Here is a 14,518-nt window from a genome sequence, read left to right on the forward strand (position 1 = left end):
GACCATGACGACTCTCCTCGCCGCGGTGTGCCAGATGCGCTCGACCTCGGACCGGGAGGGGAATCTCCGCCAGGCCGAGGAGCTCATCCGTGCGGCGGCGGGGCGCGGGGCGACCTTCGTCGCTACGCCGGAGAACACCAACTATCTCGGGCCGCACGGCGAGAAGGTGCAATTGGCGGAGACGCTCGAGGGGGCGACCTGTTCCCTGTTCTCCGGCTTGGCTCGCGAGCTCTCTCTTCATCTTCTGCTGGGATCGTTCAACGAGAAAAGCTCGGTAAAGGGACTCTGCTTCAACAGCAGTGTCTTGTTCGGACCGACCGGTGTGCGCCTGGCGGTGTATCGCAAGATTCACTTGTTCGATGTCGATGTTCCGGACGGCGTGTCGTTTCGGGAGTCGGAAACGGTTGCGCCGGGAGCTGAGATCGTCGTTGCCGAGACTGGCTTGGGCGGAGTCGGCCTGTCGATCTGCTACGACCTGCGCTTCGGGGAGCTCTACCGGGCGCTCGTCGCCCGCGGCGCTGCCCTGCTCGCGATCCCGTCGGCGTTCACGGCGACGACCGGCAAGGCACACTGGGAGATCCTGGTGCGCGCGCGGGCGGTCGAGTCGCAGGCGTTCGTCGTCGCGCCCGGGCAACAGGGAGCCCACGACGACGGCGGCCTGCGCGAAAGCCACGGCCACTCGCTGATCGTCGACCCGTGGGGTCGGATCCTCGCCGAAGCCCCGGACGGCGTCGGCATCGCGGTGGCCGCGCTCGACCTCGCCGAGGTCCAGCGCGTCCGAGCGGCGATTCCGATCGCCGCCCATCGCCGCCTGCCCGGCTAGGCCGGAGTCCGGCTCCAGGCGGCCGCCCCTTCGGGCAGCGAGCGGGGCGCCAACTACATGGCAGAATCCGCCGGTGAATCGGCGATCGGCCAGCTGGCTCCGATGGCTCCGCTGGCCCCGCTGGCTCGGCACCGTCTGCGCCGCGTGGTTCCTGGTCTCCCCTCTGCGGGCGCTGGACCCGGATCGCGCGATCACGCAGTACGTGCAGAACGTCTGGAGGGCGCCGGGCGCGCTGCCGCACGACAACATCACGGCGATCCTCCAGACCCGCGACGGCTACCTCTGGGTCGGCACGGTCGATGGCCTGGCGCGCTTCGACGGCGTGCGCTCGGTCGTCTTCGACAGGTCGAACACGCCGGCGATCGCCAACAACTGGATCCGGGCGCTACTCGAAGATCGGGCCGGGCGCCTCTGGATCGGCACGCTGGGCGGCGGGCTGGCCTGCCTCGAGGGCGGGAGGTTCACCCACTTCGGCGCCGACGAAGGCATCTCCGGCGAGATCGTCGCTGCCCTGTATTCGGATCGCACCGGACGCCTCTGGGCCGGGAGCAGCGACGGTCTGTTCCTGTTCAGCGCCGGCCGCTTCGTTCGCGCGCCGGGCTCCGAGGCCCTCGTGACGCGCGGCGTCCGCGCCCTGGTCGAAGACAGTGACGGGACGCTCTGGGTGGGCACCGACAGCGGTCTCTTCCGCTTCGTCGAAGGCACGGCCCGCCCGCTGCCGGACGAATTGGGTCTGTCGAGCGACGCGATCCTCGCGCTGGCGAACGACAGCTCCGGGCTCTGGATCGGCACCTCGGGCGGCGGCCTGAAACATCTGGCGGCGGGAACCGTCACCACCTACGCCGCAAGGGAGGGTCTGCCGCACCACCGCGTCTGGTCGCTCGCCTTCGACCGCGCCGGCAATCTCTGGATCGGCACGGACGGCGGCGGCCTCGCGCGCCTGCGCGACGGCGCCCTCGAGACCTTCGACTCGCGCACCGGACTCTCCAACGATTTCGTCTGGGCCATCCACGAAGACCGCGAGGGGAGCCTCTGGGTGGGGACCAACGGCGGCGGACTCAACCGACTCAAGAACGGCGCCGTGCGGACCCTGACCACGCGCGAGGGCCTGCCGGGCGATTTCGTCTGGTCGGTGATGCGCGACCGGGCCGGCAGCCTCTGGGTCGGCACCGAGGATGCCGGCGTGGCGCGTATCCGGACGGACGGGATCACCCGCTTCGGCGCGGCCGAAGGATTCGTGGGCGCCGCGCGCGCCCTGCTCGAGCGCGCCGACGGCTCGCTCTGGATCGCGGGCGACCGCGGCCTGTTCGTTCTCAACGGCGAACGGTTCCGGCCCATGCCCCTCGCCGGACACGAGGACGACATCCTGCAGGCGCTGGCCGAGGACAGCGGCGGGACGCTGTGGATCGGCACCGTCAGCGACGGACTGCTGGCGCTCGCCGACGGGAGCTTGCGCTCCCTCAACGCCGCCGACAGCCTGGCGAACGAATCGGTCACGGCGCTCCTGCCGGCCTCCGACCGGACGCTCTGGGTCGGGACCATCGGCGGCCTCCGTCGGCGGGAGCTCGACGGCCGCTGGACCTCGCTCACCACCCGCGACGGTCTGCCCGCCAACTACGTGACCGCGCTCTTCGAGGGCCGCAAGGGAGAGATCTGGGCGGCGACGCGCGGCGGGCTGGCACGCATCCGGGACGGCCGGGTCGCGAGTCTCACCGCCGCCCAGGGACTTTTCGATGACGCACTCATGTCTGCGGTGCCGGGCGACGACGGGTGGATCTGGATGGGCAGCAACCGCGGACTTTTCGCCTCGCCTCTGGCCGAGATCGAGGAGCTGTTCGCGGGCCGCCGTAGCCGCGTTTCGTCGCGCTCGTACGGGCTCGAAGACGGGCTGCGGACCGTCGAGGTGAACCACTCCGGCGCCTCGCGTCACAAGGACCCGGACGGCCGGCTCTGGTTCGCCACGCGGGTCGGAGTCGCCACGATCGCCCCGGGAGAGGAGCAGCGGAATCCGTTGCCGCCGCCGGTGCTGATCGAAGAGGTCGTGGCCGACGGCCGGACCCTGCCGCAGCCAAGCCCCTGGCGCCTGCCGGCGGGCACCCGGCGGCTCGATTTCCACTACACCGCGCTCAGTTTCGCTTCGGTGCCCGGGACCGTTCTCCAACACCGCCTCGAGGGGTTCGACCCGGATTGGGTGGCTGCGAAGCCGGATCGGACGATCTCGTACACCAGCCTCCCCCACGGCCGCTACCGCTTCCGGGTGATCGCGGCGAACAGCGACGGCGTCTGGAACCGCGAGGGGGCGTCGGTCGAGTTCGAGATCGAGCCCCGCTTCCACGAGACGATCTGGTTTCGCGCCGGCGGCGTTCTCGTCTTCGCCTTCCTCGGGCCGCTCTTCTACTATGCCCGGGTGCGCACCCTGCGGCGCCGGCAGACCGATCTCGAACGCCTCGTCGCCGAACGCACGGCCGAGGTCGGGGCGGCCAATGCGCGGCTCGAACAACTGGTGCGCGAAGACAGCCTCACCGGTGTCGCCAATCGGCGCATGCTCGACGAGACGCTCGACGAGGAATGGCGACGCGCTTCTCGCCAGCGTTCGCCGCTCGCCATGCTGCTCGTCGACGTCGATCTGTTCAAGGACTTCAACGACCGCGCGGGCCACCCCGCCGGCGACGCCTGCCTCCGGGCGGTTGCGACCTCGGTCGCCGAGACCTGCCGGCGCGCCGGCGAGTTCGTGGCACGCTACGGCGGCGAGGAGTTCGCGGTGCTGCTTCCCGGCGCCTCGGTGGCCGACGCCCGCGCCACCGCTGAAAAAGTGCGGCTCGGCGTCGAGGCGTTGGGGATCCTTCATCCCGCTGCGCCCCGGACGGGCGTGGTGACCGTGAGCATCGGCGTCGCCTGGGCGGCTCCCGGCTCGAGAAGAACGGCGGCCGGTCTGCTGCACGCCGCCGATCAGGCGCTCTACCTCGCCAAGCAGAACGGCCGCAACCGGGTCGAAAGCGCCGAGCTCGACTAGGAGCCTGCCCGCGCCGCCCGGGCCGGGATTCCGGTCGCCGTCCGGCTGGGCCGGGCCCGCCGGGGGGCGGTGCGGCGCGACCGGCGAGATGTGGCATCATCCACTCTCCAACATCGCTTGTCCGATTGTCGATCACCTGTCTGCCGGCGGAACTCGCCGCCGGAGGGCATGGCCTCGAATCGCTGCAGGACTCAACAGAGGAGGGTGGAATGAGCGAGTCGTACGAGAAGCCGCGCCGTGGAGTGCTTTGGGCAGCCGCCTGCACGACGGTCCTCACCGTCGCCGCCGGCACGATCACCGCCGCGCTCGACGTGAAACCGCCATCGCCTTTCGCGGCGAGCGGAGCCGGAACGGGCGCCGGTTCCGGAGCGTCGAAAGCGCCGCTCGGCACTCCGGACTTCATCCTCGACGACGGCACTGCCGAGAATGGCATCGGCCTGACCAACGGCGGGCAGTTCCTCTGGTTCAACCGTTTCACCCCAGCTCCGGCCGACCTGCCCTTCGATCTCGACGAGGTCCAGGTGCTCTTCAACTCGGGGACGGGAACCGGCGTCGGTGACGCCGTGGATATCTACATCTACACCGACGCGGACGGCAACCCGGCCAACGGCGCCACCTTCGTCGGCTCCGAGACCGGCCTGACCGTTCAGGCTCTCGACAGCTTTTCGACCTACGCCCTGTCGCCCACGATCCCCATCACCGTCGCCGGCGACCTGCTCGTCATGGTCGTCAACCGCGGCTCGATCGCGATCGGGGACTTCCCCGCGGCGCTCGACGAGACGGTCTCGCAGGGCCGCTCCTGGGTCGGCTTCGACGCCGCCCCCCCTGCCGATCCACCGGTCCTGCCTACGACCACGATGGGGACTATCGACAGCTTCGGACTCCCCGGAAACTGGATGATCCGCGCCAACGGCGCGCCCTCGGGCCCGTCGCTCTTCCTCGGCTCGGTCGGCTCGGCTGACCTGTGCAGCAATCCGCCGACCAACGTCAACGGCGTCTGGGAGCCCGGCGAGATCGTCGATCTCACGGTCACCCTCACCGCCGGCGGCTTCTCCGGCATGACCGGCATCAGCGGCACGCTCACCAGCGCGACGCCCGGCGTCACGGTTCTCGCCGGAGCCTCGACCTGGCCGGATATCGCCGCCAACGGTTCTGCCCCGGGCAACACACCGTTCCAGATCCAGATCTCCTCGACGATCCCGTGCCTCACCGCTGTCGATCTCGATCTGGTCGTGACCGCCAACGAGGGCGGCCCCTTCAACCTGACCTACGCCAACCAGATCGGGCTGGAGACCCAGGCGCCGGACGTGCCGATCGCGATCTCCGACAACGCGACCAACACCTCCGATCTGGTGATCTCCGAGAACGTCGTGATCTCGGATCTCGACATCCGGGTCGCGGCGACGCACAGCTGGGTCGGCGACCTGACCTTCACGCTCACCAGCCCGGCAGCGACAGTGGTCACCCTGCTCGACCGTCCGGGCGTCCCGGTTACCAGCACGGTCGGTTGCGCCGACAACGATCTGAACGTGACGTTCGACGACGAGACGGTCTTCGATCTCGAGAGCCACTGCGCCGCGACGACGCCCTGGTTCAGCGGTTCCGGTTCGCCGACCCAGCCCCTGTCCGCCTTCGACGGCCAGTCGACCGCCGGGACCTGGACCCTTTCCGTTGCAGACGGCGCCGCCGGTGACACCGGTTCGGTCGATGACTGGGAGCTGATCGTCACGCCGGCGATCGGCCTGCAGTGCAACGTCTGCCTGAATGCCGGCCCCGCCGGCGGCGATCTCTCGATCCTGAAGACCGGCATTGCTTCGCCGCCCGGCACCGTCGTCTACACCATCTCGGTCGCCAACGCCGGCCCCGGCGCCGTCACCGGCATCGTGGTCACGGACACGCTCCCCGCCGAGGTCGCCTACGTCTCCGACGACTGCGGCGGCACGAACACGCCGCCATGGAGCTGGAACGTCGGGACGCTCAACTCGGGCGCTTCGGCGACCTGCATCCTCACGACCAGCGTCGTCACGCCGGGCGCGATCCTGAATACCGCCACCGTGACGGCGGACAACGACACGACCCAGGGCAACAACTCGTCCTCCGCGACGGTGATCGGCGAGCCGCCGGTCCCCATCGCGGAAGTTCCGACCCTCGGCACCGTGGGTCTCGCGGCGCTCCTGGTTCTCCTCGCCACGGCCGCGATGGTCCTGCTGCGCCGGCGCTCCCGCGCCTGAAGCCGCCTCGACCCTGGAGCTCCGATCCCTCGCGGGAGAGGAGCTCCGGGGTGCACTCTCTCCGCCCCTCTACCCGGCAGCCCTGCGGGAGAGGGGTTTTCTCTTCCGGGCTCCCGGCGGGCGAAGCCGGCGGGGCCGGCGGGGCCGTCGGGTAGTGGCCTCAGCCCGCTGCGGCCTCGACGAGCTTCTCGACCACCGCCGGATCGGCGAGGGTCGAGATGTCGCCCAGATCGGAGGTGTCGCCGGCGGCGATCTTGCGCAGGATGCGGCGCATGATCTTGCCGGAGCGCGTCTTCGGGAGGCCCGGCGCGACGACGATGCGGTCGGGCGTCGCGATCGCGCCGATCGCCTCCCGCACCTGCTGCTTCAGGGCACCCACGAGCTCCTCGGCATCCCACGACTCGAACTCCGGAGTGATGATGACGTAGGCGAAGATGCCGGTCCCCTTGATGTCGTGCGGGTAGCCCACCACCGCGGCCTCGGCGACCGCCGGGTGCGCGACGAGGGCGCTTTCGACCTCGGCCGTACCGAGCCGGTGGCCCGACACGTTGAGCACGTCGTCCACCCGGCCGGTGATCCAGTAGTAGCCGTCCTCGTCCCGCCGGCAGCCGTCGCCGGTGAAATAGAGGCCGGGATAGGTCATGAAGTAGGTCTCGCGGAAGCGCGCGTGATCGCCCCAGATCGTTCGGGCCTGACCGGGCCAGGAGCGCTTGAGGCAGAGGTTCCCCGCGACGCCGTTGCCCTTGACCTCCTTGCCCTGTTCGTCGACCACCACCGGCTCGATGCCGTAGAAAGGAAGTGTCGCCGAGCCCGGCTTGGTCGGCGTCGCGCCCGGCAGCGGCGTGATCAGGATGCCGCCGGTCTCCGTCTGCCACCAGGTATCGACCACCGCGCAGCGCCCGTCCCCCACCACGTCGTGGTACCAGGTCCAGACCTCCGGGTTGATCGGCTCCCCCACGCTCCCCAGGATGCGGAGCGACGTGCGCTTGTACTTCTTGACCCACGAGTCGCCCTCGCGCGCGATGGCACGCAGTGCCGTAGGTGCGGTGTAGAAGATCGTCACGCCCAGGTCGTCGACGACCTGCCAGTAGCGGCCGGCGTCCGGATAGACCGGGATCGACTCGAACATCACGGTCGTCGCGCCGTTGGCCAGCGGTCCGTAAACGATGTAGCTGTGGCCGGTGACCCAGCCGATGTCGGCGGCGCACATGTAGACGTCGTCCTCGTGCAGGTCGAAGACCAGCTTGTGCGTCATCGCCGCGTAGACGAGATAACCGCCGGTGGTGTGCAGGACGCCCTTGGGCTTTCCGGTCGAGCCCGAAGTGTAGAGCGTGAACAGCGGCGACTCGGCGTGCATCCACTCGACCGGGCAGGTCGAGCGCTGCTTCGAGCACTCCTCCTCCAGCCAGAAGTCCCGCCCGCCCTGCATCGGCACCTCCGTATCGGTGCGTCTCGCGACCAGCACCGAGCCGACGAAGGCCAGCCCCTCGACCGCCCGGTCGACCGTCGTCTTGAGGGGGATCCGCTTGCCGCCGCGCAACCCCTCGTTCGCGGTCACCACCAGCTTCGCGCCGGCATCGAGGATCCGGCCGCGCAGCGACTCGGCCGAGAAACCGGCGAAGACCACCGAGTGCACGGCGCCGATCCGGGCGCAGGCGAGCATGGTCGCCGCGAGCTCCGGAATCATCGGCATGTAGAGCGCGACACGGTCGCCCTTGGTGACGCCGTGGGCGAGCAGGACATTGGCGATCCGGCAGACCATGTGCTTCAACTCGCGATAGGTGATCGATCGGTAGTCCCCGGGCTCGTCCCCGGCCCAGAGGATCGCCGGCTTGTCGCCGCGCGTCGCCAGGTGCCGATCGACGCAGTTGTGACAGGCGTTCAGGCGCCCGCCGCCGTACCAGGAGAAGTCGACCTCGCGCAGGTCGGCGTCGAAGATCTGCTGCGGCGGGTGGAACCAGGTCAGGATCTCCGACTGCTTCAGCCAGAAGCCCTCCGGATCGTCGAGCGACAGCCGGTACTGGCGCTGGTACTCCTCCATCGTGCGGACGTGGGCCTTGGCGGCGATCGCGGCGGGCGGCTGAATCATGATGGGCTTTCCTTTCGGACTGCGGAAGGGTCCATTCCTCGATCAACTCTGGACGCGGGGATGAAGCTCGGGGAATCGTTGCGAGAGCAGCAGATAGAGCTCCGCGGTGCCGAGGGCGTCGTAGAGCGGATCGTGCTCCGGATAGGCCGGGAGACCGAAGAACGAGCGCGCCGCCCCGAGCGAAGCGGGGACCTCCGCGTGACGTGCCGCGCCGGGCGGGAGCCGCTCGGCGACGTGCGGCCGGACACGCTCGATGGCGCGCAGGAAGGCGAGTGTGTCGAGCGTAGGCAGAGCCGGGGTCCGGCGCCCGATGGCACGCGCCGCGGCCTCGAGGAAGCCGCGCTCGATCGCGGCGCCGTGCACCAGGAGGACGGCACCGCCCTCGGTCTGCCCCGCGACGAGGTCGACCAGCGCGGGGAGACCGAGGCCACCGCGCTGCTCCTCCGGCAGCACCTGGTGGGTGCCCAGTGCCCCGAGGTCGGGCGGACGGCCCGAACGCGGATCGTCGACCAGGGCGCGGTAGGCGCGACCCCAGAGGATCGAACGCCCCTCGACGGGCACGCAGCCGACCGCGACGATGGCGTGGCGCCGTGGATCGAGCCCGGTAGTTTCGAGGTCGAGCGCCAGCAGCCGGCCGGGAGGAGTGGGTTCCGCCATGACGTCGCGCTCACAACGCGAAGCGCGCGACGAGGCCGTCGCGCACGTTGCGGAGCAGGGTGAAGATCTCCTTGAGGAAACGGCGCTCGAGCGCGTTCAACGCCGCGAGGTGGATGCGATGGCCGGAGTCGGAGTCGGCGCGCCGAGCGGGATCGAGCGCCAGCTCGAGGCGCAACGCTGCGAGGTAGCGGAAGCCCTCGGCGAGCGTCGCGGCGTCGGCGCCGAGCACCGGTTCCGCCGCTTGGAGACGCTCCATGGTGCCGCGGGCGAGGCTCCCTGCCTCGAGCGCCGAGAGCCGGGCGATCGCGACGATCAGCAGGCTGCCACGCTTCAGATCGAACCCTTCCTCGCCCTCGCGGAGCGTGCCGAAGAGCCCGAACGGCAGCGCCCAGCCGCGCACCTCACGCGCCAGGGCGCGCAGGAAGTGGCGGTCCCGCCCGGCGGCGCGCCGCAGCTCGTCGATCGCCGAAAGGTCGAGCCCGCCAGCGACGAGGCGCAGGTCGAGGAAGGTGTGGATGTCGATGCCGTCCTCTTCCCGCGGTTCGGCGATCCAGCGCTCGAAGCGCCGGATCCAGCCCGCGAGGGGATCGTGCCAGTGCGTCGCCATGTAGCCGCCGGGGCAGGCCGGATAGCCGGCGGCCAGGAGGCCCTCGACCACCTGTCGGGCGGCCGCCTCGACACGTTTCGCCGTCGCGACGCCCGGATCGGCCCCCCCGGCGGGCGCCCAGGCGAGCGCGTTGTCCTGGTCGGTGGGCAGGATCTGCTCCTGCCGGCCCTCCGAGCCGTGCACCATCCAGGCCATGCTGTCGATCGGGAGCTCGTGGGCCGCAGAGGCCTCTTCGAAGAGCCGCCGGGCGAGCCGGTCGGCGATCGTCGATACGATCGGACCGATGCGCAACGCATCGACGCCACCCGCGGCGAGCTCGGCGACGACGCGCCGCAGGCGGTCGGTGAAGCCGGGCAGGATCTCGGCGAGCGGACGGCGCTCGAGCTCGCGCCGCAGGGCCAGCGGATGCAGGCTCTGATGGAGCACCAGGTCGCTCGCCGAGATGAAACCGACGATGCGGTCGTCCGCGACCAGCGGCAGATGGCGCACGCCGTGCCGCGCGAGTTCGAGCATCGCATCGATGTTCGACACGTCGGCGCGGATCGCGAGCAACGGCGAGGAGGCGATCTCGCCGACCGGAGTCGCCACCGAAAGCCCGGCTGCCATCACCCGGTCGCGCAGGTCCCGGTCGGTGACGATGCCGGCCACCGCGGCGAGCGGCAACTCGACGATCGTTTCGGCCGCAGGATGCGCCTCCCGCGTCACCAGCAGCGACCCGACGCCGAGATCCCGCATCCGGCGTGCCGCCGCTTCGACGGTCGCCCCGGGGGCGATGGTGGCGAGCGGGCGCCGGCCCAGCTCCCGCACCATCGCGAGCGCCGGACGCGGTCCGCTCTCCGTCGCTCCCGCCTGCGACCGGAGACGCGCCGCCAGACCTTCGAGGAAGAAACGCGCTGCGCCGGGCTCGTCGAGCAGGAGCTGAAACTCCCGCTTCGGAATCCGGAAGAGCAGCGTGTCCTCGGCGGCGACGGCATCGCGCTCCGGGTGGCGATTGGCGATCAGCGAGGGGAAACCGAAACACTCCCCCGGCTCGACGAGCTCGAGCAGCTCGCCGTCACGCTCGAGGCGCACCCGACCCTTGCGCACGATCCAGAGCGCGTCACCGGGAGCACTCTGACGGGCAAAGATCGTCTCGCCGCGGGCGGCGAAGCGCATCTCGAGCGCGCGTTCGACGCGGTCGAGGGCCTGCGCCGAGAACGAGTCGAACGGTGCATGGCTGGCGAGGAAGGCTCGCGGAGCCACTGGGGCGAGCGCCTTGCCCGCAGATGTCGAACCACGGCCGAGCTCGTTCATGAGCGCAGGAGCCGGGCGGCGGCCAGGCAGCGTGGTGAAGGCGAGGGTGGCGCGGGCGGCTGCATCAGCCCCTGGAGATCAAGACCTCGCTCGCGACGATGAAGGCGATCCAGACGGCCAGAACGGCGATCGCGGTCCGCCGGAGAATGGTGACGTAGGGCGTGCCTTCGGGCGAGAACCGGGCGACCGGGTAGACCAGCGGCCGGCAGAGGAGGCGACCGAACGCCTTGAGCTTGCTGCCCTCCCGCCGGCTCTTCCATTCCACCACCAGCCCGAAGCCGACGTAGACCACCAGCATGAAGGAGACGAGGCGGCCGAGGAGGAGGACCTTGACGATGTCGGGGTTCATGGTTGGCGGAGAGTCTAGAGGAAGCGCCGCCGGGGCTCCACCCGAATGGTGGCAACCCCGGCGGCAGGCAGGATCCGACTCAGTGTCCGGCGTTGATCGCCGCCGAGGCCGAACCGGTCTTGGGATAACGGACGCTCACGACCAGCTCCTGTGTCGCCTTGTCGGGAGCGGGGGTGAGGAGCGAGACGATCCAGATGACGAAGAAGCCGATCGGCAGGCCGAAGACGCCCGAGGCGACCGTGGCGGTACCGAACCAGCTCATGCCGTAGAAGCGGCTGCCGATCATGTAGAAGAGGGTGACCGCGAGGCCGGCGACCATGCCGGAGAGCGCGCCCGCCTTGTTGGTCCGCTTCCACCAGATGCCCATGACGAGCGCCGGGAAGAACGAGGATCCGGCGAGCGAGAACGCCCAGGCCACCAGCTCGACGATGATGGCGAGCCTAAAGGTGGCGACGTAGGCGGCGATGAGCGCGGTCACGATCAGGAAGATCTTGGTGATCGTGAGCCGGCGGATGAGGGTCGCCTGCGGGTTGATGACCTTGTAGTAGAGGTCGTGCGAAATGCCGTTGGCGATGGTCAGCAGCAGACCGTCGGCAGTCGACAGGGCCGCCGCGAGGCCGCCCGCCATGATCAGGCCGGTGACCACGAACGGCAGCCCCGCGATCTCCGGCGTCGCGAGCACCACGAAATCGGAGCTCTTGATCACGAAGTCCGCGAGCTGCACGATGCCATCACCCGCCTTGTCGACGACGTCGAACAGACCGGCCGGCTTCCACAGCGTCACCCACGACGGCAGATCGGCGATCTTCGAGCCGACGAGTTTGGTGAATACCGAGAAGCGGGCGAACGCCGCGTAGGCTGGGGCGGTGAAGTACAGCAGGAAGATGAAGAACAGCGACCAGCCGACCGAGGTGCGCGCTTCGCGCACCGACGGTGTCGTGTAGTAGCGGGCCAGGATGTGCGGCAGCCCGGCCGTTCCCACCATCAGGCAGAAGGTGAGGGCGAGGAAGTTCCACATTCCCTTGCCCTTCGGCACTGTCAGGTAATTGCCGACCGTCGCGTCGTCGGAGGCCGCCGGCGCCTTCGCCTGGGCCGTGGCCGTCTTCTGCGCCGCCGTCAGCTTGGTCTTCTCCTCCGCCGAGGTCGCCGGATCCTTGATCTTGGCGTCGGCGGCCGCCGCCTCTGCCTTCCAGATCTCGCGCGTCGCCTTCTCCTGCGGATCCCGGGTGATCTGCAGAGCCGACTGATTGTTCATCTGCAGGACCTTGCCGTAGGCGAGCTGAGGAATCGGGTTCGAGAACAGCTGCCACGAGAGGACGACCACCGGCACGAGGTAGCTCGTGATCAGGATGATGTACTGCGCCACCTGCGTCCAGGTGACCGAGCGCATGCCGCCGAGCACCGAGCAGAAGAGGACGCCGATCAGCCCGACGAAGACACCGACGTTGAAGTCGAGGCCGATGAAGCGCGAGACGATCAGGCCGACGCCGGTCACCTGAGCGATGAGGTAGGTGAACGAGCACAGGATGGCCGCGAAGACACCGACCAGGCGCGCTGCGTTGCCGCCGTAGCGCGCTCCGAGGAAGTCCGGAATGGTGTAGGCGCCGAACTGCCGCAGGTACGGTCCGAGGAAGACGGCGAGCAACAGGTAGCCGCCCGTCCAGCCCATGACGTAGGCGAGGCCCGAGAAGCCCTGTACCGAGAGCGTGCCGGCCATCGAGATGAACGACGCCGCCGACATCCAGTCCGAGCCGGTCGCCATGCCGTTGTAGATCGCCGGCACCCCGCGCCCGGCGACGTAGTACTGGTCGGCGTCCGAGGTGCGCGTCAGGATGCCGATGACGATGTAGATCCCCAGCGACAGACCCATGAAGATCCAGCCGATCCAGCGGTTCGGCAGATCGAAGAAGTGCTCGGCCAGTCCGAGGATGATGGTCACTCCGAGGAAGCCGACGGTGTAGAGAGTGAAGATCTTGCGCAGGTTCACTTCTTCGCCTCCTCGTAGATGCCGTACTCGAGATCCTTCTTGTTCATGAGCCGCGCGTAGACCGCGATCTCGATCACGAAAACGATGAGCGAGCCCTGCGCCGCCATGTAGTAGCCGAACGGGAAGCCGAGGAAGCTCACCTTGTTGAGCTCGGCCGCCCAGAGGCCGGAGAGCAGGTAGCCGACGACGAACCAGATGGCCATGAGGATGACCATGAGGCGCAGGTTGTAGCGCCAGTAGTCCTTCTTCTGTTGCTCGGTCAGTTCCGACATTCCGCCCTCCCTAGAACTGGAAGATCTGCCACTGCAGGTTGATCTGGTCGCGCGACTCGCCGGCGTCGGGTTCGATCTTCGTGTACGAGATCTTCAGGTTGTTGTTGTGGCCGTTGACGTAGTACGTCAGGCCGGCGGTGAGGCGCTCTTCGTCGACGCGCGTAACATCGTTGAAGTCCTGGGTGGCGTACTGCAGGAACGGCTGGAGCCGGATGGAGGAGAAGTAGAAGCCGGTCTCGAAGAGCATGTTCGTCTGCTCCGCCAGGGCAGTGAGGAACGTTCCGCCGTCCGTGTTGACGTAGTCGGCCTGGAAGACGAAGGCGCTCTCGCCGATGGGCTGATCCCAGAAGAAGTCGAGGCCGATCGAGTCGTAGTCCTCCTGCGTGTCGTAGCTGCCGCCGATCGACAGCGTCTGCGTCTTGCCGAGCGACGTGCCGCGGTAGAACAGGCCGACCTGCGGCGTGAAGAACGAGTACATCACCCGCCCGGTAAAGCGCAGATCGTTGGCCGCGTTGGTGCCGCGCACGCCCTGATACAAACCGCCGCGGTATTCGAGATGGTTGTCGAGGAGATAGCCGCGGGCGCGCAGCCCATAGTCGCGCCCGACCCGCTGTCCCGCCGGGGCGGACTCGACGAAGCTGTACGGACCGTAGTCCGTGGTGAGGAGCGTCGCCGCCGACTGGTTGTGGTTGTAGCTCTGCTCGAGGAGCAGCATGCCGGCGTCGAGCATGAACTTGGGCGAGAACTTGTAAGTCGCGACGAAGTCCTGGATGAACATGTCGCCCGCGTCCTTGACGCCGGCGTTGTTCGCCTTGCCCAGGTTCGGACTGTCGGTCTCCATGAACACCGACAGCTTCTCGCCGAGCGTGAAGCCCATGATCAGGCGCAGCCGGCGCATGAACAGATTGGTCGCGGTGTCGTCCGTCGCGGCGACGTCCACCATCTCACCCTGCATCTGGCCGAGGAGGCCGACCTTGAAGTTCATCTTCTCGTCCTTCGAGGACCACTGCAGTTGGGCGCTCGCCGGCGCCGTGGCGACCCCCAGGCCGGTGACGAGGAGGAGCCCCCACGCAGCGCTTCGCATCCGTGCTCTCATCGATGCTCCTTTCGGGCCGACAGATTTCACGCGGCGGTCCGTCGTCGGCCTCTTGCCGTCCGCGGGGGGCACCCAGCGGGTGCCCCGAATCTCCAGAGTTC

The 14,518-nt window shown here is 69.0% G+C and carries 10 protein-coding genes; 3 read left to right on the forward strand and 7 right to left on the reverse strand.

Annotated features, from left to right (window positions below; genetic code table 11):
• Positions 1–4 precede the first annotated feature (4 nt).
• The 3 genes from KBI44_03320 (at position 5) to KBI44_03330 (ending at position 6,067) form a co-directional block, all read left to right on the forward strand.
• Complete coding sequence (locus KBI44_03320) at positions 5–823, forward strand: carbon-nitrogen hydrolase family protein (GenBank protein MBP9143489.1); 819 nt, start codon at positions 5–7, stop codon at positions 821–823.
• Positions 824–896: 73 nt separating this feature from the next.
• The gene (locus tag KBI44_03325) at positions 897–3,836 is read left to right on the forward strand and encodes a diguanylate cyclase (protein ID MBP9143490.1); all 2,940 of its coding nucleotides are present in this window, start codon (positions 897–899) and stop codon (positions 3,834–3,836) included.
• Positions 3,837–4,045: 209 nt separating this feature from the next.
• Positions 4,046–6,067 carry a proprotein convertase P-domain-containing protein gene (locus KBI44_03330; GenBank protein MBP9143491.1) on the forward strand — a complete coding sequence of 674 codons (2,022 nt, stop codon included), beginning with the start codon at positions 4,046–4,048 and terminating at the stop codon, positions 6,065–6,067.
• A gap of 160 nt (positions 6,068–6,227) precedes the next feature.
• On the opposite strand, the gene acs is transcribed toward KBI44_03330, so the two are convergent.
• From acs to KBI44_03365, 7 genes are all read right to left on the reverse strand, one after another.
• Complete coding sequence (acs, locus tag KBI44_03335) at positions 6,228–8,156, reverse strand: acetate--CoA ligase (GenBank protein ID MBP9143492.1); 1,929 nt, start codon at positions 8,154–8,156, stop codon at positions 6,228–6,230.
• Positions 8,157–8,198: 42 nt separating this feature from the next.
• Entirely contained in the window at positions 8,199–8,813 is a 615-nt protein-coding gene (locus tag KBI44_03340) for a 3'-5' exonuclease (protein ID MBP9143493.1), read from the reverse strand.
• A gap of 10 nt (positions 8,814–8,823) precedes the next feature.
• The gene (locus tag KBI44_03345) at positions 8,824–10,713 is read right to left on the reverse strand and encodes a CBS domain-containing protein (GenBank protein MBP9143494.1); all 1,890 of its coding nucleotides are present in this window, start codon (positions 10,711–10,713) and stop codon (positions 8,824–8,826) included.
• A gap of 64 nt (positions 10,714–10,777) precedes the next feature.
• Complete coding sequence (locus KBI44_03350) at positions 10,778–11,062, reverse strand: hypothetical protein (GenBank protein ID MBP9143495.1); 285 nt, start codon at positions 11,060–11,062, stop codon at positions 10,778–10,780.
• Between the two features lie 79 nt (positions 11,063–11,141).
• Entirely contained in the window at positions 11,142–13,049 is a 1,908-nt protein-coding gene (locus KBI44_03355; GenBank protein MBP9143496.1) for a cation acetate symporter, read from the reverse strand.
• Entirely contained in the window at positions 13,046–13,321 is a 276-nt protein-coding gene (locus tag KBI44_03360; GenBank protein ID MBP9143497.1) for a DUF4212 domain-containing protein, read from the reverse strand. The genes KBI44_03355 and KBI44_03360 overlap by 4 nt, the downstream gene beginning before the upstream one ends.
• Before the next feature lie 10 nt (positions 13,322–13,331).
• Positions 13,332–14,405 (reverse strand): hypothetical protein, encoded by a 1,074-nt coding sequence (locus KBI44_03365; protein MBP9143498.1) that lies wholly within the window; start codon positions 14,403–14,405, stop codon positions 13,332–13,334.
• Between the last annotated feature and the right edge of the window lie 113 nt (positions 14,406–14,518).

The organism is Thermoanaerobaculia bacterium (assembly GCA_018057705.1).
Classification (GTDB): domain Bacteria; phylum Acidobacteriota; class Thermoanaerobaculia; order Multivoradales; family JAGPDF01; genus JAGPDF01.